The following is a 26483-nucleotide window of genomic DNA, read 5'->3' as shown; positions in this document are numbered from 1 at the left end:
CGCTGACCTAATATAAACCAAACATAAGAAATTAAGTTCCACTATTCAGCATCGAAAGAAATAAGTTTCTATAACCTGATGGAGTCGTTATGAAGCGGGTACTTGAGGGCATACTTGCGGTATTAATTGCCGTACTTTCCTGCATTGTATTTATTAACGTTATTTTACGTTACGGTTTTGAGAGCAGTATTTTGTCGGTAGATGAACTATCACGTTATCTATTTGTATGGCTGACGTTTATTGGCGCCATCGTTGCATTTATGGATAACGCTCACGTTCAGGTCACTTTTGTGGTGGAAAAACTTTCGCCAGCGAATCAGCGTCGTCTCTCGCTGCTGACGCATTCGCTAATTTTATTGTTATGCCTCGCATTAGGCTGGGGCAGCCTGCAAAAAGCGTTGCAGGACTGGAGCGATCACTCGCCAATCCTCGGTTTACCGATCGGCCTGATGTATATCGCCTGTCTGCCCACAAGCGTTGCCATCGCGTTAATCGAGCTGCGTCGGCTTTATCACTTAATAACGCGTAACGATTCCTTTCAACAACCACAGCAAGGAGCCTAATCATGGCCGTGGTGATATTTCTCTGCTGCCTGCTCGGCGGGATCGCGATAGGTTTACCCATCGCCTGGTCGCTGCTGCTTTGCGGCGCTGCTCTGATGGCATACCTGGATATGTTTGACGTGCAGATTATGGCGCAAACCCTGGTTAACGGCGCGGACAGTTTCTCCCTGCTGGCCATTCCCTTTTTTGTTTTGGCCGGTGAAATCATGAACGCGGGCGGCCTGTCAAAGCGAATTGTCGACCTGCCGATGAAGCTGGTCGGCCATAAGCCCGGCGGCCTGGGCTACGTGGGCGTTATTGCGGCAATGATTATGGCCAGCCTTTCCGGCTCTGCGGTAGCAGATACCGCTGCGGTCGCCGCGCTGCTGGTGCCGATGATGCGCTCCGCAAACTATCCGATCAACCGCTCCGTTGGGTTAATCGCTTCCGGCGGGATCATTGCGCCAATTATTCCCCCCTCGATTCCTTTTATTATCTTCGGCGTTTCCAGCGGCTTGTCGATCAGCAAGCTGTTTATGGCCGGGATCGCACCGGGCATCATGATGGGCGCGGCGCTTATGCTCACCTGGTGGTGGCAGGCCGGGCGATTAAATCTCCCTTCTCAGCCTAAAGCAACACCGCGTGAAATCTGGCAATCATTGGTTTCAGGTATCTGGGCGCTGTTTTTACCGGTGATTATCATCGGCGGCTTCCGTTCCGGACTTTTCACGCCAACGGAGGCAGGGGCGGTTGCCGCCTTTTACGCCCTCTTTGTCGCCGTGGTTATCTATCGGGAATTAACGTTTTCCAGTCTCTACCACGTGCTGGTCAATGCCGCCAAAACGACGTCAGTCGTCATGTTTCTGGTGGCCGCGGCCCAGGTATCCGCCTGGCTGATTACGATCGCGGAATTACCCATGATGGTGTCAGATTTGCTGCAGCCGCTGGTCGACTCTCCGCGACTCTTATTTATCGTCATTATGATCTCAATTATGGTCGTCGGTATGGTGATGGATTTGACGCCAACGGTGTTAATTCTTACCCCTGTATTATTGCCATTAGTTAAAGAAGCCAATATTGACCCGATTTATTTCGGCGTCATGTTCATTATTAACTGCTCTATTGGATTAATCACACCGCCCGTTGGCAACGTCCTCAACGTTATTTCCGGGGTAGCAAAATTGAGATTTGATGACGCGGTAAGAGGCGTATTCCCTTACGTTGTCGTACTGATGTCGCTGCTGGTTTTATTTATTTTTATTCCCGAGCTAATTATCACACCGCTTAAATGGATTAATTAAAGGATAATATTATGAAATTACACGTTATTGCTCGTTCATTATTGATAGCTGGTCTGACGGTTTTCAGCGTGTCGTCTCTGGCGGCGCAATCTTTACGTTTTGGTTATGAAACACCGCAAACTGACTCCCAACATATTGCCGCGAAAAAATTTAACGAACTATTAAAAGAAAAAACTAACGGCGAATTAACGCTAAAACTCTTTCCTGACAGCACATTAGGTAACGCCCAGGCAATGATCAGCGGGGTGCGCGGCGGAACCATTGATATGGAAATGTCCGGTTCGAACAATTTCACCGGCCTGGCCCCTGTATTCAACTTACTTGATGTCCCCTTCCTGTTTCGCGATACCGCGCATGCGCATAAAACGCTCGACGGCAAAGTCGGCGATGAACTGAAAAAATCACTCGATTCAAAAGGGTTAAAAGTGCTGGCCTACTGGGAAAACGGCTGGCGCGACGTCACCAACTCCCGCGCGCCGGTAAAAACGCCGGGCGATTTGAAAGGCTTAAAAATCCGCACTAACAACAGCCCAATGAATATCGCGGCCTTTAAAATCTTCGGCGCGAACCCTATTCCGATGCCATTCTCCGAAGTCTATACCGGCCTCGAAACCCGTACGATTGATGCCCAGGAACACCCTATCAACGTCGTGTGGTCAGCGAAATTCTATGAGGTACAGAAATACCTCTCCCTCACTCATCACGCCTATTCGCCTCTGCTGCTGGTGATCAATAAAGCCAAATTCGACGCTTTAAGCCCGCAGTTCCAGGAGGCACTGCTGAGTTCCGCCAAAGAAGCGGGTGACTATCAGCGCAAACTGGTCGCCGAAGATCAGCAAAAAATTATCGATGGCATGAAAGAAGCCGGAGTTGAAGTCCTGACCGATATCGACCGTAAAGCCTTCAGCGATGCGCTGGGCAGCCAGGTGCGCGATATGTTCCTGAAAGACAACCCGCAGGGCGCCGATCTCCTGAAAGCCGTGGACGAGGTGCAATAAGTCATGAGCAACTACTGGCTGGGGTTAGATTGTGGTGGGAGTTGGCTAAAAGCCGGGTTGTACGATGGCGCAGGCCGGGAAGTAGCGGTGCAACGCCTGCCGCTGCACGCTTTAAGCCCGCAGCCAGGCTGGGTTGAACGCGATATGACCGAACTGTGGCAACAGTGCGGCTCGGTCATCAGCAAACTGCTGACGCACACGGGGGTGAGCGGCTCACAAATCCGCGGTCTGGGTATTTCCGCTCAGGGTAAGGGCCTGTTCCTGTTAGATAAAAGCGATCGGCCATTAGGTAAAGCGATACTCTCTTCCGACCGTCGCGCCATGGAAATTGTCCAGCGCTGGCAAAAAGAAGCGGTTCCGCAAAAACTCTACCCGCTGACCCGGCAAACCCTGTGGACCGGGCATCCAGTCTCCCTTTTACGCTGGGTAAAAGAGAATGAGCCGCAGCGCTACGCGCAGATAGGCTGTGTCATGATGACGCATGACTATCTACGCTGGTGCTTAACCGGCGTTAAAGGCTGTGAGGAGAGCAACATCTCCGAGTCCAACCTCTACAACATGACCACAGGCCGGTACGACTCACGTCTGACCGAATGGCTGGGCATCAGTGAAATCGATAGCACGCTGCCCCCCGTGATGGGTTCAGCCGAAATATGCGGGGAGATCACCGCTCAGGCAGCCGCCATCACCGGTCTGGCGGTGGGCACCCCCGTCGTCGGCGGCCTGTTTGATGTGGTTTCCACCGCCCTTTGCGCCGGTATTGAGGATGAATCAACCCTCAATGCGGTGATGGGCACCTGGGCCGTCACCAGCGGCATCGCTCACGGCCTGAGCGACCATGAGGCCCACCCTTACGTCTATGGCCGCTACGTCAATGACGGGCAGTATATCGTTCACGAAGCCAGCCCGACCTCCTCCGGCAACCTTGAATGGTTTACCGCCCAGTGGGGCGACCTCTCTTTTGACGAGATCAACCAGGCGGTCGCCAGCCTGCCGAAAGCCGGTAGCGACCTCTTTTTTCTGCCGTTTCTCTACGGCAGCAATGCCGGGCTGGAGATGACCTGCGGCTTTTACGGCATGCAGGCGCTGCACACCCGCGCCCATCTGCTGCAGGCGATTTATGAAGGCGTGGTCTTCAGCCATATGACCCACCTCAACCGCATGCGTGAACGCTTTACCGACGTTTGCGCCCTGCGCGTTACCGGCGGCCCGGCCCACTCCGACGTCTGGATGCAGATGCTGGCGGACGTCAGCGGTTTACGCATTGAGCTGCCGCAGGTGGAGGAGACCGGCTGCTTCGGCGCGGCGCTGGCTGCCCGCGTCGGCACCGGCGTATATCGCGATTTCCGCGAGGCCCAACGCGACCTGCAGCACCCGGTGCGCACGCTGCTGCCGGACATGACCGCGCACGCCCTCTACCAGCGCAAATACCGCCAATACCAGGATTTGATTGAAGCACTACAGGGCTATCACGCCCGTATTAAGGAGCACGCATTATGAGCCGACCATTACTGCAACTGGCGCTCGACCACACCAGTCTGGAAGCAGCCCAACGCGATGTCGCCCTGCTACAGGATCATGTCGATATCGTTGAGGCCGGAACCATCCTTTGTTTAACCGAAGGCCTTAGCGCGGTGAAAGCCCTGCGAGCGCAGTGCCCGGAAAAAATCATCGTCGCCGACTGGAAAGTGGCCGATGCCGGAGAAACCCTGGCGCAGCAGGCGTTTGGCGCTGGCGCTAACTGGATGACTATCATCTGCGCTGCGCCGCTCGCGACCGTCGAGAAAGGCCATGCCGTCGCGCAATCCTGTGGCGGTGAAATTCAAATGGAACTGTTCGGCAACTGGACGCTGGACGACGCCCAAGACTGGTATCGCGTCGGCGTGCGTCAGGCGATTTACCACCGCGGACGCGACGCGCAGGCCAGCGGACAGCAGTGGGGCGAGGCGGACCTGGCGCGTATGAAGGCGTTGTCCGACATTGGCCTTGAACTATCGATTACCGGCGGCATTACCCCAGCGGATCTGCCGCTGTTCCGCGACATTAACGTTAAGGCATTTATCGCCGGACGTGCGCTGGCAGGTGCCGCCCATCCGGCGCAGGTCGCCGCCGAATTCCACGCCCAAATTGACGCCATTTGGGGAGAAAAGCATGCGTAATCATCCATTAGGTATTTACGAGAAAGCACTGGCGAAAGATCTCAGTTGGCCAGAGCGGCTGGTGCTGGCAAAAAGCTGCGGTTTTGATTTTGTTGAGATGTCGGTGGATGAAACCGACGAACGTCTCTCACGCCTGGAGTGGACCTCGGCCCAACGCGCTTCGCTGGTGAACGCGATGCTGGAAAGCGGCGTCGCCATCCCGTCGATGTGCCTCTCCGCCCATCGTCGCTTCCCTTTTGGCAGCCGCGACGAAGCGGTACGCCAGCGGGCGCGTGAAATCATGACCAAAGCCATTCGCCTGGCGCGCGATCTCGGTATCCGCACCATTCAGCTAGCAGGTTACGACGTCTATTACGAAGAACACGACGAAGGCACCCAGCAACGTTTCGCCGAAGGGCTGGCGTGGGCGGTGGAACAGGCCGCAGCGGCGCAGGTGATGCTGGCGGTGGAGATCATGGATACCGCGTTTATGAACTCCATCAGCAAGTGGAAAAAGTGGGACGAGATGCTTTCGTCACCGTGGTTCACCGTTTATCCAGACGTCGGCAACCTCAGCGCCTGGGGGAACGACGTGACCGCCGAGCTGAAGCTGGGTATCGACCGTATCGCCGCTATCCACCTGAAAGACACGCTGCCGGTGACCGGTGACAGCCCCGGCCAGTTCCGCGACGTGCCGTTTGGCGAAGGATGCGTTGATTTTGTCGGCATCTTCAAAACGCTGCATGAGCTGAATTATCGCGGTTCATTTCTGATTGAGATGTGGACAGAGAAATCCAGTGAGCCGGTGCTGGAAATTATCCAGGCCCGACGCTGGATTGAATCACGGATGCAGGAAGGAGGTTTCACATGTTAGAGCAACTGAAAGCCGAGGTGCTGGCGGCCAACCTGGCGCTTCCGGCGCACGGGCTGGTCACCTTTACCTGGGGCAACGTCAGCGCGGTCGATGAGACGCGCAAGCTAATGGTCATTAAGCCTTCCGGCGTCGAATATGAGGTGATGACCGCCGACGATATGGTGGTGGTAGAGATCGCCAACGGTAAGGTCGTTGAAGGCAACAAAAAACCGTCGTCCGATACCGCGACCCATCTGGCGCTCTATCGCCGCTATCCGCAGATCGGCGGGATCGTTCATACCCATTCCCGCCATGCGACGATCTGGTCGCAGGCCGGGCTCGATCTGCCCGCCTGGGGCACCACCCACGCCGACTATTTCTATGGCGCGATCCCCTGTACCCGACTGATGACCGTTGAGGAAATTAACGGCGAGTACGAGTATCAGACCGGCGAGGTGATTATTAAAACCTTTGAAGAGCGCGGTCTGGATCCGGCGCAAATCCCGGCGGTATTGGTTCATTCGCACGGCCCGTTTGCCTGGGGTAAAAATGCCGCCGATGCCGTCCACAACGCCGTGGTGCTTGAGGAGTGTGCCTATATGGGGCTGTTCTCGCGCCAGCTGGCCCCGCAGTTGCCGGATATGCAGCCTGAACTGCTCGATAAACACTATCTGCGTAAACACGGCGCGAATGCCTATTACGGGCAGTAATGCCGGCAGCCACAGCCTGTGTCAGATGGCGGCTGCGCCTTATCCGGCCTACAAGATTTGCAATATCAATACGTTGTGATGAACTCTTGTAGGCCCGATAAGCAAAGCGCCATCGGGCATTCAGTTTGCAACCGCGTTGTCAGAGGGCCAAAGATTATACTCAAGAATTAACGTGTTCCTTACTGTAGCGCCGCTTCCAGGCGGTAGGCGTCAGGCCGGTGTGCTTACGGAAGATCTGGCGAAAGTAACCAACGTCATTAAAACCGCACCGCTCCGCCACCTCTTTTAACGAACGCGCGTCGCTAATCAGCAACTTTTCCGCCTCGCGCACCCGCTGGCGGTGGATGGCTTCAGTTAGCGTAAGGTGAAATACCCGCCGATAAACACGTCCCAGATAATCCACATTGCAATGCAGTTCTTTCGCCAGAACCGAGCTGGAAAGCGGCAGGTGATAGTGCGTTCGAATCAACTGCTGTACTTTCCAGGCCAGCGACACGCCAGCGGCCTCGGCGTTTTCATTCTGCCGGGCGTCAACGGTGAGCTGCTGCAAAATCAGCAGCACGATGAACTCCAGCGCCGGGCTGCGCTGGTGCTTTTCCTGCTCGTTCATAAACTGGCGAAAAAGCGCAATCAGCGCCTGCGGATCGGCAACCTGGGTATGCTGCGGCACGGAAAGATGCGTCAGCCAGCGCGGGTCGCTGTCCGGCGCTTTGACCTCAAAATGGAGCCAGTAAAATTTAAGATCGGCGGGAAACTCCTCAACGCCAATATGGCGGCGATGCGGCCAAAGCAACAGGCTTTCCCCGGCTTCGACACAGAAAACACATTCTTCTTCCTGAATTTTCAGGCAGCCTTTTTCCACAAATATAATTTCCCACGATTGCAGACGCCTGGCAGGATGACGCCCAATGCCGCGAGAAATAAATAATCCGCCGTTTTGGACTTTAATCGGTAATGTTATGGATAATTCGAGCATTAATATGTCATTTCCCGCTCATTCAGCACCGTATTTCATATTAGCTTTTGATTATTAACTAAAAATAGTCATTTCACTCGATCCATCTCACATTTTTAAATACGGGTCGGAATCGTCATCTTTTTTTACTCTTTTATCGCCTTGTCGCTCACCGCTATCCGGGCAAAATGAATCAAGTCATAACGCGAAAATAAAAATTACTGCCATAAAATACCCCGTCAGCGAGGAATATCTATGACCTCTACAGCCTTAAGGAGCACGAAATGAACGTACTGGAAGTCGATCTGCATAAACTGACGGTCAGCGATCCGTTCCTCGGACAGTATCAACAACTGGTTCGCGATGTGGTTATTCCTTACCAGTGGGATGCGTTAAACGATCGTATTCCAGAGGCTGAACCCAGCCATGCCATTGAAAATTTCCGCATTGCCGCAGGCCAGCAGACGGGCGACTTTTACGGCATGGTCTTTCAGGACAGCGACGTGGCGAAATGGCTGGAAGCGGTTGCCTGGTCACTGTGCCAGAAGCCCGATCCCGCGCTTGAGAAAACCGCCGATGAGGTGATTGAACTGGTGGCCGCCGCGCAGTGTGACGATGGCTATCTCAATACGTACTTTACGGCAAAAGCCCCGCAAGAACGCTGGAGCAACCTGGCGGAGTGCCATGAGCTTTATTGCGCCGGGCATCTGATTGAAGCGGGCGTCGCCTTCTTTCAGGCCACCGGCAAGCGTCGGCTGCTAGACGTCGTTTGTCGCCTGGCCGATCATATCGACAGCACTTTCGGCCCTGGCGAAAATCAGCTGCACGGCTATCCGGGCCACCCGGAAATTGAGCTGGCGCTGATGCGTCTGTATGAGGTAACAGAGCAGCCGCGCTATATGACGCTGGCAAGCTACTTTATCGGGCAGCGCGGCACCCAACCGCACTTCTACGACGAAGAGTACGAAAAACGCGGCCAAACCTCTTACTGGCATACCTACGGCCCGGCGTGGATGGTCAAAGACAAAGCCTACAGCCAGGCGCATCTGCCAATTTCACAGCAGCAGACGGCAATCGGCCACGCGGTACGTTTTGTCTATCTGATGACTGGCGTGGCGCATCTCGCTCGCCTGAGCAACGATGAAGGCAAACGCCAGGACTGCCTGCGTCTGTGGAAAAATATGGCGCAGCGTCAGCTGTATATCACCGGAGGCATCGGTTCACAGAGCAGTGGCGAAGCCTTTAGCAGCGATTACGATTTACCGAATGATTCGGTCTATGCGGAAAGCTGCGCTTCAATCGGCCTGATGATGTTCGCCCGCCGGATGCTGGAAATGGAAGCCGATAGCCAGTACGCCGACGTGATGGAGCGCGCGCTGTACAATACCGTCCTCGGCGGTATGGCGCTGGATGGCAAGCATTTCTTCTACGTCAACCCACTGGAAGTGCATCCAAAATCGTTAAAATTCAACCATATTTACGATCACGTTAAGCCCATCCGCCAGCGCTGGTTTGGCTGCGCCTGCTGCCCGCCGAACATCGCCCGCGTGCTCACCTCCCTTGGTCACTACATCTACACGCCGCGTGCGGATGCGCTGTACATCAATATGTACGTGGGTAACAGCATGGAAATACCGGTTGAAAATGGCGCGCTCAAACTGCGAATCAGCGGGAACTACCCGTGGCATGAGCAGGTGAAGATCGCCATCGACTCTGTGCAGCCGGTACGTCACACGCTGGCGCTACGTCTGCCGGACTGGTGCCCTGAGGCAAAAGTGACGCTCAACGGGCTGGAAGTGGAGCAGGATATTCGCAAAGGTTATCTGCATATCCGTCGGACCTGGCAGGAGGGCGATACGATAACCCTGACGCTGCCGATGCCGGTTCGCCGCGTGTATGGCAATCCGCTGGCGCGTCACGTCGCCGGTAAGGTCGCCATTCAGCGCGGGCCGCTGGTCTATTGCCTTGAGCAGGCCGATAACGGCGAAGAACTGCATAATCTGTGGTTACCGAAAGAGAGTGAGTTCCGGGTCTTTGAGGGCAAAGGGCTTTTTGCGCATAAGATGCTGATTCAGGCTGAAGGCGAGAAGCAAAGCGCCCCAGATGCGCAGCATCAGGCGTTGTGGCACTACGATAACGCGCCGTCATCGCGCCAGCCGCAGACGCTAACGTTCATTCCGTGGTTTAGCTGGGCCAACCGTGGCGAGGGCGAAATGCGGATTTGGGTTAACGAGCGGTAATACTGTGCCGGATGGCGGCTGCGCCTTATTCGGCCTACAAGATTTGCAATATCAGTATATTGCGATGAATTTTTGTAGGCCTGATAAGCGAAGCGCCATCAGACATGACCACCAGGCTAATATCAACGCGGTAGGCCCGATAAGCGCAGCGCCATCGGGCATTACCTCTTGCGTCAGAACAGCCCCAGCGGCTTATCGGAATAGCTCACCAGCAGGCACTTGGTTTGCTGGTAGTGTTCCAGCATCATCTTATGCGTTTCGCGCCCGATGCCCGACTGCTTATAGCCGCCGAACGCCGCATGTGCCGGATAGGCGTGATAGCAGTTGGTCCATACGCGCCCGGCCTGAATGCCGCGCCCCATCTTATAGGCCAGATTGCCGTTGCGGCTCCAGACGCCAGCGCCCAGGCCGTATTGGGTATCGTTAGCGATTTCCAGCGCCTCCTCCATGGTTTTAAAGGTGGTTACCGCCAGCACCGGGCCAAAGATCTCCTCCTGAAAGACGCGCATATTATTCTTACCAAACAGAATGGTAGGCTCAAGGTAATAGCCCTCTTTAAGTTCGCCATCCAGCTCCTTGCGTCGCCCACCGGTCAGAATATCGGCCCCCTCTTTTTTACCGATATCGATATAATTGAGGATAGTCTCAAGCTGGCCGTGAGAGACCTGCGCCCCCATCTGTGTACCGCTATCTAGCGGGTTCCCGCTGCGAATGCTCTCTACCCGGCGAATAGCGCGCTCCATAAAGCGCTCATAGATGGACTCCTGGACCAGCGCACGGCTTGGACAGGTACACACCTCGCCCTGGTTAAAGGCAAACAGGGCAAATCCCTCCAGCGCTTTATCAAAGAACGCATCTTCCTCATCCATCACGTCGGCGAAGAAGATATTGGGCGACTTGCCGCCTAACTCCAGCGTCACTGGAATAATATTCTGCGTGGCGTACTGCATGATCTGTTGACCCACTTCCGTCGAACCGGTAAACGCCACCTTCGCGATACGTTTCGAGGTCGCCAGATATTCGCCGATCTCGCCGCCCGCGCCGTTCACGACGTTGACGACGCCCGGCGGTAACAGATCGCCAATGACTTCCATTAACAGCAGAACGGAAAGCGGCGTCAGGCGTGCCGGTTTAAGCACCACGCAGTTACCCGCCGCCAGCGCTGGCGCCATTTTCCAGCTTGCCATCAACAACGGAAAGTTCCACGGGATTATCTGTCCCACGACGCCAAGCGGTTCATGAAAATGGTAGGCCACGGTTTCGCTATCAACTTCGCTGATCCCGCCCTCCTGCGCACGTATACAGGAGGCGAAATAGCGGAAATGATCGATCGCCAGCGGTACGTCGGCGGCGCTGGTTTCACGAATCGGTTTACCGTTATCCCAGGTTTCCGCTGTCGCCAACAGTTCGAGGTTTTGTTCCATCCGATCGGCGATCTTAAACAAGATAGCGGCACGGTCTTGTACTGACGTATGCGCCCACTTATCTTTCGCCTTATGCGCGGCGTCGAGCGCTAAATCGATATCTTTTTTACCGGAGGAAGCGACTTCACATAGCGGCTGGCCGGTCACTGGCGTCAGGTTTTGATAATATTCGCCGTCGGCGGGCGCAACCCAGTCACCGCCAATAAAATTGTCATAGCGGGCTTTTAACTTCAGTGGGTACCCGTATTCACCTGGCTGAATACGTGTTGAAGGGGGATTGTTCGTCATGACCAACTCCTTATTGTAAAGGTACTCCACAAGGGTAGACGGTACTGGTGAATTTTTCGCCAATGGTTTCCCGCTTTACGACAGCAATCACGAATTACTTTCCTTTACGTTTCTCCGTCTGGTTTTAGCCATACTAAACAGGTGCCTGTTTAACGTACGGAGAACACTATGCAGCAATATATCGGCATTGATGTGGGAGGAACTCACGTCAAATATGGCGTGATTAACAGTGACGGCGAAGAATTAACCCATTATCAATTCGATACGCCAGAGGACGCCTCCACGTTTACCCGCAAATGGCAGGATGTGGTGGCGCGTTGCCAACAGGACTATGACATTGCGGCAATCGGGGTCAGTTTCCCCGGCCATATTAATCCCCATAACGGTCATGCGGCAAAAGCGGGCGCGCTGGCTTACCTGGATGACGTCAACCTGATGGAGTTGTTCAGCGGGCTGACCGATCTGCCGCTGGTCGTGGAGAACGACGCGAACTGCGCGGCGCTGGGCGAAATGTGGCGAGGCGCCGGGCAGCATTATGACAATCTGGTCTGTATCACCATTGGAACCGGCATTGGCGGCGGTATTATCGTCGGACGAGAACTGTATCGCGGCGCGCATTTTCACGCCGGTGAATTCGGCGTCATGCCGGTCGGGAATAATGGCGAAAGTATGCATAAAATCGCGTCAACCAGCGGATTAATGGCGTCATGCCGCCAGGCGCTGGCGCTGCCTGCCGAAGAGATGCCGCCTGCGGATGTGATCTTCGAACGAATGGCGACCGATGTTCATCTGCGTGAGGCGGTCAATGACTGGGCGCGTTATCTTTCACGCGGCGTTTACAGCGTGATCTCTATGTTTGATCCGGGCGTGGTGCTGATCGGCGGAGGAATAAGCGAACAGGAAAAGCTCTACCCGCTCCTGACGCGGCATCTTGAAACGTTTGAAATGTGGGAGGCGCTCCAGGTGCCGATTCAGCCCTGCCAACTGGGAAATCAGGCGGGCAGGCTGGGCGCCGTCTGGCTGGCGCAGCAAAAGCTCGATCGAAGCTAACGTGTTACGCCTTATCCGGCCTGCATCGTCTACGCAGGCCCGGTAAGCGTCCGCGCCACCGGGCAAAGGCGTTACATCAAATTTCCACAATCTCATCGTGAGTCGCCTGAATAAGGCGCAAAGAATATGGGTGAAATTATCCTGATAACAGGTTCACGCTGGCTATTTTAAGAAGCCAGAAAAATAAAAAGCACATCAGGTTCATTTCCTGATGTGCTTTTTATAAAGCAACGCAATAATTGTATTGCTTCATTTGTTATTTAATTTAACCATTTCATTCTTTTTGCGGAAATAATAACGCATCACGTAATAAATGATCATTCCCACGACGTCGTGTAAATCCAATCCGGTCAAAATATTCAAGGATCTGAATGGCCAGTTTCCGCCCTACATTCAGCCTGTCGCGAAAATCCGCCGCACACGTTGATCCTCTCTCTTGATCCAGCTCGCGGATCATATTGGCGAAAGCGACTATCCGATCGTTACGATAGTACCGATCTTTTACGATCGCGGTAATGATGCCTTGCTGTGCCGCCTGCCGCAGCACCAGCCGCATCAATTGTTCTTCCGTTCCGGTCTCTTTCGCCAGATCGCGTACCCACCAGGGCTCATCGCCAAATAGCGGTTCAACTTTTTGCCAGACGGCCTGCTGCTCATCGCTAAATCCTGCTTTATGATCCGGCAGATGCAACCAACCGTGATGGCTATGAATCAGGCCGTCGTCGCGCATCCGCTCGATCAGCATCAGGACCAGCGCTTCATCCTCCATTGGCAGGGCCATGCGGCGTAAACGCTCGCGTCCCGGTCCCGGTTCATCGCGGTGCTGTTCGTGGTAGGTCGCCAGCGTATCAAGAATCTTACGCTGCCAGCGGGCGGCGACGGGCGCGCTTAACAGATTGTCTCCGGCCTGGATAAAACCATGTTGCTCAATAAGCTGACGCATACCGACAGGATTAAGCTGACGCGCCCAACCGAAATCCGGCAGGTTGACGGCGCCGCGTTCCAGATGAATGGCCAACGCCGCGCTATCGTCCTGCGCGGCGGCAAGCGTTGAAAGCCAGTGCAAATAATCTGGCTTACGTTTACCGCGACGCGGCGCCTTAAGCGTCACCACGCGTGCGCCGGCAAGGGTGGCGCGTGCGGAAATATCACGCAGCACCAGTCTGTCATTATCGGCCAGCCACAACGGCGTATCAAAGATCAGCTCGGCCAGCCCGCCTTCCAGCAAAGAGACGCGACCGGTCACATGGCTGGCGGCATGGTGAATATGTAGCGGCTGCCATTGGGAAAGCGGCGCATGAAGCGCCAGAGAAACGATCACCCGGGAAAAAGCCTCCCCCACCGGCGCATCGGAAAGCAGCCAGTCGCCGCGGTTAAGCTGCTCCTTCTCCGCATCGCCCGCAATATTGAGCGCAATACGTTGCCCGGCATACGCATGGTCAGTGGGCTGATTTTGCGCGTGTAGACTTCGTACGCGCATCGGCGTATTAACGCCGGTTAACCATAGCGTATCGCCCACGTTTACCTCTCCGCTCAGCGCCGTTCCGGTCACCACCAGTCCCGCCCCTTTCACCGTAAACGCACGGTCGATAGCCAGACGGAAACGATGCTGCGCGGCGTGCGAACGTGCAGGAAGCTGCTGTAAATGAGCGCGAAGTTCTGCAATACCGCGCCCTTCATTGGCGGCGGTGACAAATAAAACGGTATCGGCGAAGCCATAGTTGTCGAGCGCCGCCAGTACCTCTTCACGTACTTCACCGATACGCGCCTCGTCCACGCGATCGGCTTTGGTCAGCGCGACGGTGAGCTGGAGATTGCCCGTCAGTTGCAGGATCTGTAAATGCTCGCGCGTTTGCGCCATGACGCCGTCATCACAGGCGACCACCAGCAAAGCGTGATCAATACCGCCTACGCCCGCCAGCATGTTAGAGAGGAATTTTTCATGTCCAGGCACATCGATAAAGCCCAGCACACGACCATCCGGCTGCGGCCAATAGGCGTAGCCCAGATCGATAGTCATCCCGCGTTTTTTCTCTTCCGGCAGGCGATCGGCATTGACTCCGGTAATCGCCTGGAGCAACGTCGTTTTACCGTGGTCTACGTGTCCGGCAGTTGCAATAATCATTTCAGCATCATCTCCATAAACCGGCTTTCGTCTTCAAGACAGCGCATATCCAGCCATAAACGGCCATCATAAATTCGGCCAATGACCGGTACAGGCAGCGTGCGCCAGCGGGCCGCCAGTGCCTCCAGCCGGCTACCACGCCCGTCGTGCGGGGTAAAGGTCATGGCGGCGCTGGGAAGGCGGTCTACTGGTAATGAACCGCTGCCGATTTGCGACAGGCAGGGTTTAACCTCCAGCGCAAATTCATCGCCGTAACGTGCCGCCAGCCGCGCCTGTAACCGCTGCGCTTGTTCGCGAATCGACGCTTCACTGCGGGTTAACAGACGCAGGGTGGGTAATTTCTCCGCCAACGCTTCCGGGTGCAGATACAGACGTAACGTTGCCTCCAGCGCCGCCAGTGTCATTTTATCGGCGCGCAGAGCGCGTTTCAGCGGATGGCTTTGCAGTTGGGCAATCATCGCTTTTTTGCCGACGATGATCCCGGCCTGCGGCCCGCCCAGCAACTTATCGCCGGAAAAGCTTACCAGACTGACGCCTGCGGCAATGAGCTGCTGCGGCATCGGCTCTTTGGGTAAGCCATATTGACTTAAATCCACCAGCGAACCGCTGCCCAGATCCGCCACCACCGGAATATCCAGCTCTCGCCCGATTTCCGCCAGTTCCGCTTCCTCTACCGTTTTGGTAAAGCCCTCAATGCTGTAATTACTGGTATGTACCTTCATCAACAGCCCGGTATTTTCATTTACCGCCTGACGGTAATCTTTCGCGTGCGTCCGGTTGGTGGTGCCTACTTCATGCAGCGTACAGCCCGCCTGGCGCATAACATCAGGAATACGAAACGCGCCGCCGATTTCGACCAGCTCGCCACGCGAAACCACCACCTCTTTGCCGCTGGCGGTCGCCGCCAACATCAGCAATACCGCCGCCGCATTGTTATTGACGATACAGGCGTCCTCCGCCCCGGTGATTCGGCATAACAGCGTCGCCAGCGCCCGGTCGCGATGCCCCCGCCCGGCGCCATCTAAATCGTATTCCAGCGTCACCGGCGCGCGCATCGCCTGCGTTACCGCCTCAATCGCTTCTTGCGCCTGCAATGCGCGGCCAAGATTGGTGTGCAGCACCGTCCCCGTCAGGTTAATCACCGGGCGCAGCGCGCTTTGCGCCGCATTTTCCAGCCGGAGTTTCGCCTCTTGCGCCCAGTCTGCGTACCAGTCGGGAAGCGTTTGCGTATTCCGGATGACGTCGCGCGCGTCGTCAAGCATCCGCCTAAGCAGATCAACCACCTGGGTATGGCCATACCGATCGCGCAGAGAAAGAAAAGCGCTATCGTGCAATAAGCGATCGATAGCAGGAAGCTGGCTGTAGAGTGTACGCGTTTCGCTTGTCATGAAAATGCCTGGCTGTTGGTGGCCCTCTCCTGGCGGGAGAGGGATATCGACATAAGGGGGATTGTAACGTGAGTTTGCTCAGGCGGACATAATGCGCGTCAAGCCTTTGGCGCTTCGGTGCGGGCAAAGCTTTCGCGTTGAAAAAGCGTTTCGACCAGTTTGACCAGGTGGGGGCGGCTAACACACCAGCCAGGCGCGACCCGGCGGAAGTTGAGATAGCCTACCGCACAGGCAATCGCGATAGTCGCCAGATTGACCGTATCCGTTTTTAGCGTCCCGTCGCTCAGATAACTTTCGAGCATATCCAGGCTGCGGTTGATTTTTTCCCGCTGGCGCAGCAGTTCCGTTTCCGATTGTTGCGCCGCCGGACGCGCCTGTTCGCGTACAGAAACCAACGCTGCATCCATAATGCCGTCAGCCAACGCTTCAAGCTGGCGAACTTTAAGCGCTGCCATCGGGTCACGCGGGAGCATCGCTGGCGCGATATCCAGCAGTTCAATATATTCCGCGATGATCGGCGAATCGAACCAATACTCGCCCGCATCGGTGACCAACGCGGGTACTTTACCTAACGGGTTATAGCGCGCCACCCCGCTATCCGCGTTGTAGGGAAGTTCATTCACAAATTCGAAGGTGATGCCCTTTTCCAGTAACAGAATCGAAATTTTACGCACAAAAGGGCTGGTATAGCTGCCAATGAGTTTCATGCCGGGTCCTTTTTGCCAACAAAAAAGCGGTGCCCAATGATAGTGGGGCACCGCTTAGTATGGCTCAGGTCACTGAAAATGGCAGGTGATGACCGTCTCAATGATCCAAATAAAGGTAATGCATCCAACTGGTCATGCGCAGCAGTACTTTACGCATTACCGACACGTGGGCGAAATGGTCGGAATAGACTGCGACCTGGGCATAGATACCGTCCGGCAGCGCATCCACATCGGCATTCGGATCCAGCTCAATCGTGGCCAGCACACCATCGGTACCCGGCACCACCGTTAAGGACTGTAATGCGCCCTGCGCCTGATAAGAACCACCCGGAACGACAGGAAGAATACTGGTCAGCTTGCCGGTGAAAATCTGACCAGGCAGCGCGTTAAACACCACTTCCGCTTCATCGCCTGGTTTAAGGCGCAGCAGCGAGTTCTGGCGGAATTGCGCCACGATTTGCCGTTTTTGTTCAGGAATAAACACCATTACCGGACGCAAAGGTAATGCTGCTGCGTAAGTCCCCGGACGAATTAAAATCTGCGTGGCATAACCGTTGCTGGGGGCACGAACTACCGTCTGTTCAAGATTGTATTTAGCCTCGGCAAGCTGGGCACGTAGGGACGCAACCTGAGATTGCTCACCGTTGACCATACTGTCTAATTGGCTCTGAATCTGCGTCTGTTCTGCAACCGAGCCTTTGACCAGCGCATCCTGTGCCAGATAGTTTTGCCGAGCGTTATCGATATCGCTTTCAGAGAACGGGTTAACCTTCGCCTGACTGCCTTTCAAATAGCGTTGATAATCTTTATACAGACGGTCACGTTCAGCAGATACACGGGTGGTATTGGCGACCGCTTCCGACAACTGTGCTTTCAGGTTGTCGATGTTGTGCGTAGCGGTAACCAGATCAGCCTGCAGCCTGTCGACACGCGCCTGATACCGTACCGGATCGAGCTTAAACAGCACATCACCTTTTTTAATTAGCTGATTATTTTTATCTGTTACCTCACTAACAATTCCCGTGACTTGCGGAGTGACCGGAATTGAAATAACCGCTTTTTGCGCCGTAAAAGTATACGGGTGGTTATAGTTCATTAATAAAATCAATCCCGCAACAATGAACACCCCACCTAATGCAGCGGTAGCAAGTGTCCATTGGTTTACCGGAATACGGAATATTTTAAAGATGGCCCAGGCAAAGGCCACATAGGTCAGGACTATCAACAAATCCATGATTAAATCTCCGGAAAGGTGGAGCTATCGTTTTTTTTCTCCCCATCCAGTCTTTTTTCCAACTGGGTGATTCGCGCTGCCAGCGCGGCAATCTCAGGGTCTGACTCCTTTCCGGTCGGTGTGATGTGTGACTGCATTCCCCATCCCTTTTCAGGCTGGTAGAGCGTGGCCCAGATCCACAGGAACGGCCAAATAACATGAAGAGTGAACAGGCTCACCCATCCCGCAGTATGGATGGCATCGGCATGGGGATGGTTACGTTTTTTAGCCATGTTATAGGGAATATCGTGAATGGCGATGATTCCGTAAAACAGAACCAGAAAAACGAAGATCAGCACGCCCAACGCGAAATAATTTAGAAACATGCCTGCCTCGAATTCACGCTAATTAGAGTTTTTTATGCCGGCAGCCGTATGCACCCTGGCTGATGTTTTGAACATAACTGCAGTTTGGGGTTTTCGCCATACCACAAAATAAATATTTTTTCTGGTGAGAAGTTGCTTTGTTTTGCAATAAAAAATGTCGGGGGTAGAACCTGCCGCAGATCACATCTGCTCAAATCCAGATGGAAATAATTTGCGATCCACATCACAAAAATTCAACAAACAGCAAAACCAAAAATGTGAATCAGTTCACATTTAATCCTCATTTGCAGCGAATTATTGCACTGTGATGTTTTTTTGTACCGTTATTTTGTGATTAAAATCACATTAACTAACGCCATACACCCTATATTTACGTGACGAATATCACATAAAAGACCGTCGACTGGACAGTTGAACGATTCAGTGCCAGATTGCGCAGTATCTACACTACAGGGTCCGGCTACCTCTGCCGCTACATTAACAAACCTCGGGCTTTCAGCCTGCGCGACAGCAACATAAGAAGGGGTGTTTTTATGTCATCCGATATTAAGATCAAAGTGCAAAGCTTTGGTCGATTCCTCAGCAATATGGTGATGCCTAATATCGGCGCGTTTATCGCGTGGGGTATTATCACCGCATTATTTATTCCAACAGGGTGGTTGCCTAACGAAACGCTGGCGAAACTGGTTGGTCCGATGATCACCTACCTGCTGCCGCTGCTCATCGGTTATACCGGCGGTCGTCTGGTTGGCGGCGAACGCGGCGGCGTGGTGGGCGCTATCACTACCATGGGCGTTATTGTCGGCGCGGATATGCCGATGTTCCTCGGCTCAATGATCGCCGGTCCATTAGGCGGCTACTGCATTAAGAAATTCGACAGTTGGGTAGACGGTAAGATCAAATCCGGTTTTGAGATGCTGGTGAACAACTTCTCCGCTGGCATCATCGGTATGATCCTCGCCATCCTGGCGTTCCTCGGTATTGGTCCGGCGGTTGAAGTCCTGTCCAAAATTCTGGCGGCGGGCGTTAACTTCATGGTGGCGCACGATATGCTGCCGCTGGCGTCCATTTTTGTTGAACCGGCGAAAATCCTGTTCCTCAATAACGCGATTAACCACGGCATCTTCTCACCGCTGGGTATCCAGCAGTCCCATGAGATGGGTAAATCCATCTTCTTCCTGATTGAAGCTAACCCGGGTCCGGGGATGGGCGTCCTGCTGGCGTACATGTTCTTCGGTCGCGGCAGCGCTAAACAGTCTGCGGGCGGCGCGGCAATTATCCACTTCCTGGGCGGTATCCATGAGATCTACTTCCCGTACGTGCTGATGAACCCACGCCTGATTCTGGCGGTGATTCTCGGCGGTATGACCGGCGTATTCACCCTGACCATCCTGAACGGCGGTCTGGTCTCTCCGGCATCTCCAGGTTCCATTCTGGCGGTACTGGCGATGACGCCAAAAGGCGCTTACTTCGCTAACATCGCTGCCATCGTGGCGGCAATGGCGGTTTCCTTCGTGGTGTCTGCAATTCTGCTGAAAACCAGCAAAGTGAAAGAAGAAGATGACATTGAAGCGGCCACCCGTCGTATGCATGACATGAAAGCGGAATCTAAAGGCGCCTCTCCGCTGGCGGCTGGCGACGTGACTAACGACCTGAGCCATGTGCGTAAAATCATCGTGGCTTGCGATGCCGGTATGGGTTCCAGCGCGATGGGCGCAGGGGTACTGCGTAAGAAAGTACAGGATGCGGGCCTGAGCCAGATCTCCGTCACCAACAGCGCCATTAACAATCTGCCGCCGGATGTGGATCTGGTCATTACTCACCGTGACCTTACCGAGCGCGCGATGCGTCAGGTACCGCAGGCGCAGCATATTTCGCTGACCAACTTCCTGGATAGCGGCCTGTACACCAGCCTGACCGAACGTCTGGTTGCCGCACAGCGCCACAATACTAATGAAGAGAAAGTACGCGACCATCTGAAAGACAGCTTTGAGGAGGGCGATAACAACCTGTTCAAACTGGGTGCGGAGAATATCTTCCTGGGCCGTAAAGCCGCTAACAAAGAAGAGGCGATTCGCTTTGCCGGTGAACAACTGGTGAAAGGCGGCTATGTTGAGCCGGAATACGTCGAGGCGATGCTGGACCGCGAAAAGCTGACGCCGACTTACCTCGGTGAATCCATCGCAGTACCGCACGGTACAGTAGAAGCGAAAGACCGCGTGCTGAAAACCGGCGTGGTGTTCTGCCAGTATCCGGAAGGCGTACGCTTCGGTGAAGAAGAAGACGATATTGCCCGTCTGGTCATTGGTATCGCCGCACGTAACAATGAGCACATCCAGGTCATCACCAGCCTGACCAACGCGCTGGATGATGAATCCGTAATCGAACGTCTGGCGCACACCACCAGCGTGGATGAAGTGCTGGAACTGCTGGCAGGTAAAAAAGCTTAACAGTTAAGTATCCCCAAAATAGTTCGAGCTGCAGGAAGGCGGCAACGCAGTGAATCCCCAGGAGCGTACATAAGTACGTGACTGGGGTGAGCGAGGAGAGCCAACGCATCTGCAGTTCGAAATATGAAGGCGATACCCTCTCCCTTGTGGAGAGGGTTAGGTTGAGGGGAAATCTATGCAGTCCCTCACCCCAGCCCTCTCGGGTAAAAACATTAATGAAGGTTAATACTATGAAAGCATTACATTTTGGCGCAGGTAATATCGGTCGTGGCTTTATCGGCAAACTGCTGGCTGACGCGGGGATACAACTGACGTTTGCGGATGTAAACCAGGTCGTACTCGATGCCCTGAATGCCCGTCATAGCTATCAGGTTCATGTTGTGGGTGAAAATGAGCAGGTGGATACGGTTTCCGGCGTCAACGCTGTCAGCAGCATCGGCGATGATGTTGTCGACCTGATTGCCCACGTTGATTTAATCACTACTGCCGTGGGTCCGGTTGTGCTTGAGCGTATCGCTCCGGCCATCGCTAAAGGGCTGGTAAAACGTAAGGCGCAGGGCGTGGATGCCCCGCTGAATATCATCGCCTGTGAAAATATGGTGCGCGGCACAACGCAGTTGAAAGGCCATGTGATGAACGCGCTGGCGGATGGCGATAAAGCCTGGGTTGAACAGCACGTCGGTTTTGTCGATTCCGCCGTTGACCGTATTGTGCCGCCTTCCGCTTCTGCAACCAACGATCCGCTGGAAGTGACGGTAGAAACGTTCAGCGAGTGGATTGTTGATAAAACTCAGTTCAAAGGCACACTGCCAAACATCCCGGGGATGGAGTTAACGGATAACCTGATGGCATTTGTCGAACGTAAACTCTTCACGCTGAACACAGGTCATGCTATAACCGCGTACCTCGGCAAATTAGCCGGTCATCAAACCATTCGCGACGCTATTCTCGATGAGAGTATTCGCGCGGTGGTGAAAGGCGCGATGGAAGAAAGCGGCGCGGTGCTGATCAAACGCTACGGTTTTGATGCCGACAAACATGCGGCATACATTCAGAAAATCCTCGGTCGTTTTGAAAACCCGTATCTGAAAGATGACGTCGAACGCGTAGGTCGTCAGCCGCTACGCAAACTCAGCGCGGGCGACCGTCTGATCAAACCGCTGCTTGGCACCCTGGAATATGGTCTGCCGCATGTGAATCTGGTCAAAGGGATCGCGGCGGCGATGCATTTCCGTAGTGATGAAGATCCGCAGGCGCAGGAGTTAGCGGCTCTGATTACCGAAAAAGGCCCGCAGGCCGCGCTGGCGCAAATTTCCGGGCTGGATGCCAATAGCGATGTGGTGGCGGAGGCGGTTAACGCATATAACGCGACCAAATGACGCAGAATCCGGCGCAGGTTAGCCTGCGCCCAAATAACAGATTGTCAGATATGCAGGCAATAATGGAACAAACCCAGGCCTTTGAAAATCGTGTGCTTGAGCGTCTGAATGCTGGCAAAACCGTACGGAGCTTCCTGATTACCGCCGTCGAGTTATTGACCGAGGCAGTGAATATTCTGGTGCTCCAGGTGTTTCGCAAAGACGACTATGCGGTGAAATACGCTGTGGAACCGTTGCTGGACGGCGACGGGCCGCTGGGCGATCTTTCGGTACGTCTGAAACTTATCTATGGTCTGGGCGTACTCAGCCGCACCGAATATGAAGATGCGGAGCTGTTAATGGCGCTGCGCGAAGAGCTGAATCACGACGGCAATGAGTACGCCTTTACCGACGATGAAATCCTCGGGCCGTTTGGCGAACTGCACTGCGTCATGGCGCTACCGCCGCCGCCGCATTTTGATACGTCCGACGCGGCGCTATACGCCATGCAAATTCAGCGCTACCAGCAGGCGGTGCGTTCGACGATGGTCCTCTCTCTGACCGAGCTGATTTCTAAAATCAGCTTAAAAAAGGCCTTTCAAAAGTAAATCCCGCCGTTAACCTCTTTCTTCTTCTTTTGGTCGGTACAGCCGTCGGTAATATTCCAGACGCTGCAAATAAATGGGCGCGCTCTCCGACGGCACTTCGGAAGGAACATAATCACGCGGCGGCGTTTTATTCAGGTATTCACGGAACGCCTGGCTGGACGCCATAAAATCGACGGCTTTATCAATAAGAAGTGGTACGTTCTCACCTATTTTTGCCATGATAGATCCTCCATGTGGGACCCGCGTCTGACTCCCGCGGTCGCTTATTTGAGTTTAGGATCAATTTAGCGTTGTCATTGAGGAAAATGTGCTTAATCGCTTTTCTTGCCGACAAAAGGGCGCTTCATCTTTTCTTTCGACAAAAAGGATTTTATTCTCAACGAGATAATTAAATAGTGAGCAGTGTAATACTTGCCATAATTGATTATCTTTACGTCATGAGTTGTGAAGAATCACTCACTGCGCGCATACTATAAGGTATCTATCCCATTTCTATCAGAAGCTATCCCATGAAAGAAGTCGAAAAAAACGAAATTAAACGCCTGAGCGATCGTCTTGACGCTATTCGCCACCAGCAGGCAGGTCTCTCTCTGGTTGAATCCGCCGATAAATACGCGGAGCTGGAAAAAGAAAAAGAGACGCTGGAAGCAGAAATTATCCGTCTGCGCGAAGTACACAGCCAGAAACTGAGTAAAGAAGCGCAGAAGCTGATGAACCTGCCGTTTCGCCGCGCGATCACTAAAAAAGAGCAGGCCGATATGGGCAAACTCAAAAAAAGCGTACGCGGCCTGATCGTGGTGCACCCGATGACGGCGCTGGGCCGGGAAATGGGGCTCAAAGAGATGACAGGCTTCGCGAAGAGCGAGTTCTAAACCTTCCGCATCACAGGCTCTCAGGACACCCGTTGTACGGAGGGTGTCTTGAGAGCATCGGGCTATATTCCGAATTTTTCCTGGAAGTATTTACACCGCTTATATACAAGTTCATTTTTAACGGTAGTCCCTGCTTTTTCAGGATGAAAAATTCCACTATCATGCCTGTTTGTATTTATACAATGAATTTTTTTCATCCTCTTTTCTTATATCCCGCAGAATATGATTGACCCGCAAAATTAAATAACATTATCATCCCTGAAAAAAATCCCCATACATAAACATTATAATTATATTTTTATAAAGCATTGCTATGAGTAATTGATAAACAACGTCGGGTATTTGCGCATTTCTATAGAAACAATGAATGTTTTAATTATAACCATATATTAATGGCTATTGGCAATGCTCGCAAAATGATAAGTTAGCTGTATAAATAACAGGTTAACTATTTATATCATATAAATTATTAACAAGGATATTTTATATGCACAAAAATGGAAAATTTATCCCCCTGCTTGCGTTGGGATTCACATTCTTTTTATCTGGTTGTGACTACTTTGCAGATAAACACCTTGTTGAAGAGCTGAAAAAACAACAAAAAGAACAAGAAACAAAGATAAACCTGTTAGAAAAACAACAAAAAGAACAAGAAGCAAAGATGAATTTGCTAGAAAAACAACAAGCTACGGTCATCAACACAACTCAAAAGGTCGCCGAAGTCGTTGGCCGCGTTGAACGCAAACAACGGCTATTCGACTATACAGAACTGGACCCATCACAAACGCACTATTTTATTATTAACAACGGCAATATCGGATTAGCCGGGCGTATTCTATCTATTGAACCAATAGATAATGGAAGTGTTATTCATCTTGATTTAGTTAACTTACTCAGCATTCCCGTATCAAACCTTGCGTTTAATATGACATGGGGTACGAAAAAACCTTCCGAGGCAAAAGATCTGCCTCGCTGGCGACAACTCCTGCTCAACACAAAAATGGATTCGACAATCGAACTCTTACCGGGAGCATGGACAAACGTCACGCTAACATTAAAAGGCGTATCGCCCAATAATCTTAAGTATCTAAAAATAGGTATTAATATGGAGAATGTCATATTCGACAGCATACAGCCTATTAATGATACGAAAAAGAAGCCAAAAAAATAATAGCCATTGATACAATTATTTTAGAAAAGGAAAGCACTTATTCATGAACAGAATATTTAGAGTCCTCTGGAATGCCGCTACGGGAACATTTGTTGTCACCAGCGAAACCGCAAAAAGCCGCGGCAAAAAAAGCGGCCGCAGAAAGCTGGCGGTTTCCGCACTCATCAGTCTTAGCAGCATTATGGTTTCTGCGGACGCACTGGCCAATGCTGGGAACGATACAGGGAAAGGGATCGGCACTGAGAATGGATGGATAGCCATTGGCGAAGGCGCCGAAGCTGATTCAACAATAACAACTAAAGAAAAGGTCGCAGAAGATCCGTCCAAAGGATATGTAGCGGGTGCCGGTATTGCAATAGGTTACTATAGTAAGGCATCTGGGGCTTCCAGCACTGCGTTGGGCGGATATAGCCTTGCTGAGAGTATAGGCTCAGTGGCGCTAGGGGCAGGTGCACATACCACTTCTACGGCTAAATACTCTATGGCAGTAGGTACAAACGCAGTTGCCTCAAATCTTTACGCCATCGCACTGGGAACAAATGCAAATGCCTCAGGGAAAAATTCAATAGCGCTTGGACGCGATACCGTATCATCAGCAGAAAGAAGCCTGACGGTAGGATTAGGGGCGAATGCCGCATCTCTGGATAGCATGGCTTTCGGTTACAATACATCCGTAACGTCAGATGCGGCAAATGGCATTGCCTTCGGTAGTGGGGCGGTAACCTCTGCAAAAAATTCCGTCGCGATAGGGAGCAATTCTACAGCGACCGAAGAAAACGTAGTTTCTGTAGGGAGTGATGCCCTAAAGCGCAAAATTGTCAACGTTGGTAACGGAGCCATATCAGAAAGCAGCACCGACGCCGTTAACGGCTCTCAGCTATTTGCAACCAACGCCAATGTGACGCAGAACACCACTGATATTGCTGCCAATACCGACAGCATTAACCAAAACACAACCGATATCGCCACCAACACCACCAATATCAACAGCCTGAGCGACTCCGTCACCACGCTCACCGACGATGCCCTGTTGTGGGATGCAGCCTCTGGCGCATTCAGCGCTAAGCACAACGGAAGCGACAGCAAGTTAACCAATCTGGCGGCGGGTACCCTGGCCGCAGACAGCACCGACGCCGTTAACGGCTCTCAGTTGTTTGATACAAATGAGAAAGTGGATAAGAACACTGCTGATATCGCCACCAATACCGACAGCATCAACCAAAACACTGCCGATATTACCGCTAATACCGACAGCATTAACCAGAACACAACCGATATCGCCGCCAATACGACCAGCATCAATCAGAACACCACTGATATTGCCACCAACACTACCAATATCAACAATCTGAGCGATTCCATCACCGGCCTTACCGATGATGCCCTGCTTTGGGATGCTGACACTGGCGCATTCAGCGCTAAGCACAACGGAAGCGACAGTAAAATCACCAATCTGGCGGCGGGTACCCTGGCCGCTGACAGCACCGACGCCGTTAACGGCTCTCAGTTGTTTGCCACCAATGAAAATGTGTCTCAGAACACAACCGATATCGCCGCCAATACCGACAGCATTAACCAAAACACCACTGATATTGCCACCAACACTACCAATATCAACAATCTGAGCGATTCCATCACCGGCCTTACCGATGATGCCCTGCTTTGGGATGCTGACACTGGCGCATTCAGCGCTAAGCACAACGGAA

23 protein-coding genes are annotated in these 26483 nt (G+C 53.1%); 15 read left to right on the top strand and 8 right to left on the bottom strand.

What is annotated here, in order from left to right; genetic code table 11:
* Positions 1-89: 89 nt before the first annotated feature.
* From yiaM to araD, 7 genes are read left to right on the top strand one after another with little or no spacing between them, the layout of a single operon-like run.
* A complete protein-coding gene (gene yiaM, locus ACH0WD_RS11795) occupies positions 90-563 on the top strand; it encodes a 2,3-diketo-L-gulonate TRAP transporter small permease YiaM (protein WP_000832316.1) in 474 nt (157 codons plus the stop codon).
* Positions 564-565: 2 nt separating this feature from the next.
* Positions 566-1843 carry a 2,3-diketo-L-gulonate TRAP transporter large permease YiaN gene (yiaN, locus tag ACH0WD_RS11790; protein ID WP_000301823.1) on the top strand — a complete coding sequence of 426 codons (1278 nt, stop codon included), beginning with the start codon at positions 566-568 and terminating at the stop codon, positions 1841-1843.
* Between the two features lie 11 nt (positions 1844-1854).
* A complete protein-coding gene (gene yiaO / locus ACH0WD_RS11785) occupies positions 1855-2841 on the top strand; it encodes a 2,3-diketo-L-gulonate TRAP transporter substrate-binding protein YiaO (RefSeq protein ID WP_000766337.1) in 987 nt (328 codons plus the stop codon).
* Between the two features lie 3 nt (positions 2842-2844).
* The gene (locus tag ACH0WD_RS11780; RefSeq protein ID WP_000074089.1) at positions 2845-4341 is read left to right on the top strand and encodes an FGGY-family carbohydrate kinase; all 1497 of its coding nucleotides are present in this window, start codon (positions 2845-2847) and stop codon (positions 4339-4341) included.
* Entirely contained in the window at positions 4338-5000 is a 663-nt protein-coding gene (gene ulaD, locus ACH0WD_RS11775; RefSeq protein WP_000089525.1) for a 3-keto-L-gulonate-6-phosphate decarboxylase UlaD, read from the top strand. The genes ACH0WD_RS11780 and ulaD overlap by 4 nt, the downstream gene beginning before the upstream one ends.
* Positions 4993-5853, top strand: a complete 861-nt coding sequence (locus ACH0WD_RS11770; RefSeq protein WP_001244036.1) for an L-ribulose-5-phosphate 3-epimerase — start codon at positions 4993-4995, stop codon at positions 5851-5853. Before ulaD ends, ACH0WD_RS11770 begins: the two co-directional genes overlap by 8 nt.
* Positions 5847-6542, top strand: coding sequence for an L-ribulose-5-phosphate 4-epimerase (araD, locus tag ACH0WD_RS11765; RefSeq protein ID WP_000893168.1), 696 nt, complete (start codon positions 5847-5849; stop codon positions 6540-6542). The genes ACH0WD_RS11770 and araD overlap by 7 nt, the downstream gene beginning before the upstream one ends.
* Positions 6543-6702: 160 nt before the next feature.
* On the opposite strand, the gene ACH0WD_RS11760 is transcribed toward araD, so the two are convergent.
* Positions 6703-7518, bottom strand: a complete 816-nt coding sequence (locus ACH0WD_RS11760) for a helix-turn-helix domain-containing protein (RefSeq protein WP_000891808.1) — start codon at positions 7516-7518, stop codon at positions 6703-6705.
* 263 nt (positions 7519-7781) lie between these two features.
* Here ACH0WD_RS11760 and ACH0WD_RS11755 point away from each other — a divergent pair, with 263 nt between their 5' ends.
* Positions 7782-9737 (top strand): glycoside hydrolase family 127 protein, encoded by a 1956-nt coding sequence (locus ACH0WD_RS11755; protein ID WP_001101516.1) that lies wholly within the window; start codon positions 7782-7784, stop codon positions 9735-9737.
* A gap of 173 nt (positions 9738-9910) precedes the next feature.
* Here the strand turns inward: ACH0WD_RS11755 and aldB are convergent, their stop codons facing one another.
* Entirely contained in the window at positions 9911-11449 is a 1539-nt protein-coding gene (gene aldB / locus ACH0WD_RS11750) for an aldehyde dehydrogenase AldB (protein WP_000183988.1), read from the bottom strand.
* Between the two features lie 168 nt (positions 11450-11617).
* Here aldB and ACH0WD_RS11745 point away from each other — a divergent pair, with 168 nt between their 5' ends.
* Positions 11618-12499, top strand: coding sequence for an ROK family protein (locus ACH0WD_RS11745; RefSeq protein ID WP_001188281.1), 882 nt, complete (start codon positions 11618-11620; stop codon positions 12497-12499).
* Positions 12500-12773: 274 nt separating this feature from the next.
* On the opposite strand, the gene selB is transcribed toward ACH0WD_RS11745, so the two are convergent.
* From selB to ACH0WD_RS11720, 5 genes are all read right to left on the bottom strand, one after another.
* Positions 12774-14624 carry a selenocysteine-specific translation elongation factor gene (selB, locus tag ACH0WD_RS11740; protein WP_000582395.1) on the bottom strand — a complete coding sequence of 617 codons (1851 nt, stop codon included), beginning with the start codon at positions 14622-14624 and terminating at the stop codon, positions 12774-12776.
* Entirely contained in the window at positions 14621-16012 is a 1392-nt protein-coding gene (gene selA, locus ACH0WD_RS11735) for an L-seryl-tRNA(Sec) selenium transferase (RefSeq protein WP_000200188.1), read from the bottom strand. The genes selB and selA overlap by 4 nt, the downstream gene beginning before the upstream one ends.
* Before the next feature lie 98 nt (positions 16013-16110).
* Positions 16111-16719: a glutathione S-transferase gene (locus ACH0WD_RS11730; protein ID WP_000766677.1), complete on the bottom strand. Its 609-nt coding sequence runs from the start codon at positions 16717-16719 to the stop codon at positions 16111-16113.
* A gap of 97 nt (positions 16720-16816) precedes the next feature.
* Complete coding sequence (locus ACH0WD_RS11725) at positions 16817-17953, bottom strand: HlyD family secretion protein (protein ID WP_000364909.1); 1137 nt, start codon at positions 17951-17953, stop codon at positions 16817-16819.
* A gap of 2 nt (positions 17954-17955) precedes the next feature.
* Positions 17956-18318 carry a DUF3302 domain-containing protein gene (locus ACH0WD_RS11720; protein WP_000479643.1) on the bottom strand — a complete coding sequence of 121 codons (363 nt, stop codon included), beginning with the start codon at positions 18316-18318 and terminating at the stop codon, positions 17956-17958.
* 533 nt (positions 18319-18851) lie between these two features.
* On the opposite strand from ACH0WD_RS11720, the gene mtlA reads away from it, so the two are divergent.
* The 3 genes from mtlA to mtlR all read left to right on the top strand — a co-directional run bounded on the left by mtlA (position 18852) and on the right by mtlR (position 22734).
* Positions 18852-20768, top strand: a complete 1917-nt coding sequence (mtlA, locus tag ACH0WD_RS11715; protein ID WP_000093287.1) for a PTS mannitol transporter subunit IICBA — start codon at positions 18852-18854, stop codon at positions 20766-20768.
* A gap of 230 nt (positions 20769-20998) precedes the next feature.
* On the top strand, positions 20999-22147 hold the full coding sequence (gene mtlD / locus ACH0WD_RS11710) for a mannitol-1-phosphate 5-dehydrogenase (protein WP_000645395.1): 1149 nt from the start codon (positions 20999-21001) through the stop codon (positions 22145-22147).
* Positions 22144-22734, top strand: coding sequence for a mannitol operon repressor MtlR (mtlR, locus tag ACH0WD_RS11705; RefSeq protein WP_000193201.1), 591 nt, complete (start codon positions 22144-22146; stop codon positions 22732-22734). Before mtlD ends, mtlR begins: the two co-directional genes overlap by 4 nt.
* Before the next feature lie 9 nt (positions 22735-22743).
* Here mtlR and ACH0WD_RS11700 read toward each other — a convergent pair whose 3' ends face one another.
* Positions 22744-22953 (bottom strand): hypothetical protein, encoded by a 210-nt coding sequence (locus ACH0WD_RS11700; RefSeq protein ID WP_001062558.1) that lies wholly within the window; start codon positions 22951-22953, stop codon positions 22744-22746.
* A 290-nt stretch (positions 22954-23243) separates the two neighbouring features.
* Between ACH0WD_RS11700 and ACH0WD_RS11695 the strand changes: the two genes are divergently transcribed.
* From ACH0WD_RS11695 to ACH0WD_RS11685, 3 genes are all read left to right on the top strand, one after another.
* Positions 23244-23606 (top strand): YibL family ribosome-associated protein, encoded by a 363-nt coding sequence (locus ACH0WD_RS11695; RefSeq protein ID WP_000665687.1) that lies wholly within the window; start codon positions 23244-23246, stop codon positions 23604-23606.
* 487 nt (positions 23607-24093) lie between these two features.
* Positions 24094-24777 carry a DUF3251 domain-containing protein gene (locus ACH0WD_RS11690; protein ID WP_000549449.1) on the top strand — a complete coding sequence of 228 codons (684 nt, stop codon included), beginning with the start codon at positions 24094-24096 and terminating at the stop codon, positions 24775-24777.
* Positions 24778-24820: 43 nt separating this feature from the next.
* On the top strand, positions 24821-26483 hold a 1663-nt coding region (locus ACH0WD_RS11685), incomplete at its 3' end, for an ESPR-type extended signal peptide-containing protein (RefSeq protein ID WP_264128365.1).

It is taken from the genome of Salmonella sp. 2020_1395, assembly GCF_043848115.1.
Lineage (GTDB): Bacteria > Pseudomonadota > Gammaproteobacteria > Enterobacterales > Enterobacteriaceae > Salmonella > Salmonella enterica.
Note: the sequence above shows the minus strand (reverse complement) of the source record. Positions and strands in the feature narration are given on the sequence as shown.

Bases quoted from the DNA above. Each gene is read 5' to 3' on its own strand.
- araD (WP_000893168.1), top strand. From the start codon at position 5,847: ATGTTAGAGCAACTGAAAGCCGAGGTGCTGGCGGCCAACCTGGCGCTT.
- ACH0WD_RS11770 (WP_001244036.1), top strand. From the start codon at position 4,993: ATGCGTAATCATCCATTAGGTATTTACGAGAAAGCACTGGCGAAAGAT.
- ACH0WD_RS11690 (WP_000549449.1), top strand. From the start codon at position 24,094: ATGCACAAAAATGGAAAATTTATCCCCCTGCTTGCGTTGGGATTCACA.
- mtlR (WP_000193201.1), top strand. From the start codon at position 22,144: ATGACGCAGAATCCGGCGCAGGTTAGCCTGCGCCCAAATAACAGATTG.
- ACH0WD_RS11725 (WP_000364909.1), bottom strand. From the start codon at position 17,953: ATGGATTTGTTGATAGTCCTGACCTATGTGGCCTTTGCCTGGGCCATC.
- mtlA (WP_000093287.1), top strand. From the start codon at position 18,852: ATGTCATCCGATATTAAGATCAAAGTGCAAAGCTTTGGTCGATTCCTC.
- ACH0WD_RS11700 (WP_001062558.1), bottom strand. From the start codon at position 22,953: ATGGCAAAAATAGGTGAGAACGTACCACTTCTTATTGATAAAGCCGTC.
- ACH0WD_RS11695 (WP_000665687.1), top strand. From the start codon at position 23,244: ATGAAAGAAGTCGAAAAAAACGAAATTAAACGCCTGAGCGATCGTCTT.
- yiaN (WP_000301823.1), top strand. From the start codon at position 566: ATGGCCGTGGTGATATTTCTCTGCTGCCTGCTCGGCGGGATCGCGATA.
- yiaM (WP_000832316.1), top strand. From the start codon at position 90: ATGAAGCGGGTACTTGAGGGCATACTTGCGGTATTAATTGCCGTACTT.
- ACH0WD_RS11780 (WP_000074089.1), top strand. From the start codon at position 2,845: ATGAGCAACTACTGGCTGGGGTTAGATTGTGGTGGGAGTTGGCTAAAA.
- ACH0WD_RS11720 (WP_000479643.1), bottom strand. From the start codon at position 18,318: ATGTTTCTAAATTATTTCGCGTTGGGCGTGCTGATCTTCGTTTTTCTG.
- ACH0WD_RS11730 (WP_000766677.1), bottom strand. From the start codon at position 16,719: ATGAAACTCATTGGCAGCTATACCAGCCCTTTTGTGCGTAAAATTTCG.
- selA (WP_000200188.1), bottom strand. From the start codon at position 16,012: ATGACAAGCGAAACGCGTACACTCTACAGCCAGCTTCCTGCTATCGAT.
- yiaO (WP_000766337.1), top strand. From the start codon at position 1,855: ATGAAATTACACGTTATTGCTCGTTCATTATTGATAGCTGGTCTGACG.
- aldB (WP_000183988.1), bottom strand. From the start codon at position 11,449: ATGACGAACAATCCCCCTTCAACACGTATTCAGCCAGGTGAATACGGG.
- ulaD (WP_000089525.1), top strand. From the start codon at position 4,338: ATGAGCCGACCATTACTGCAACTGGCGCTCGACCACACCAGTCTGGAA.
- ACH0WD_RS11745 (WP_001188281.1), top strand. From the start codon at position 11,618: ATGCAGCAATATATCGGCATTGATGTGGGAGGAACTCACGTCAAATAT.
- mtlD (WP_000645395.1), top strand. From the start codon at position 20,999: ATGAAAGCATTACATTTTGGCGCAGGTAATATCGGTCGTGGCTTTATC.
- selB (WP_000582395.1), bottom strand. From the start codon at position 14,624: ATGATTATTGCAACTGCCGGACACGTAGACCACGGTAAAACGACGTTG.
- ACH0WD_RS11755 (WP_001101516.1), top strand. From the start codon at position 7,782: ATGAACGTACTGGAAGTCGATCTGCATAAACTGACGGTCAGCGATCCG.
- ACH0WD_RS11760 (WP_000891808.1), bottom strand. From the start codon at position 7,518: ATGCTCGAATTATCCATAACATTACCGATTAAAGTCCAAAACGGCGGA.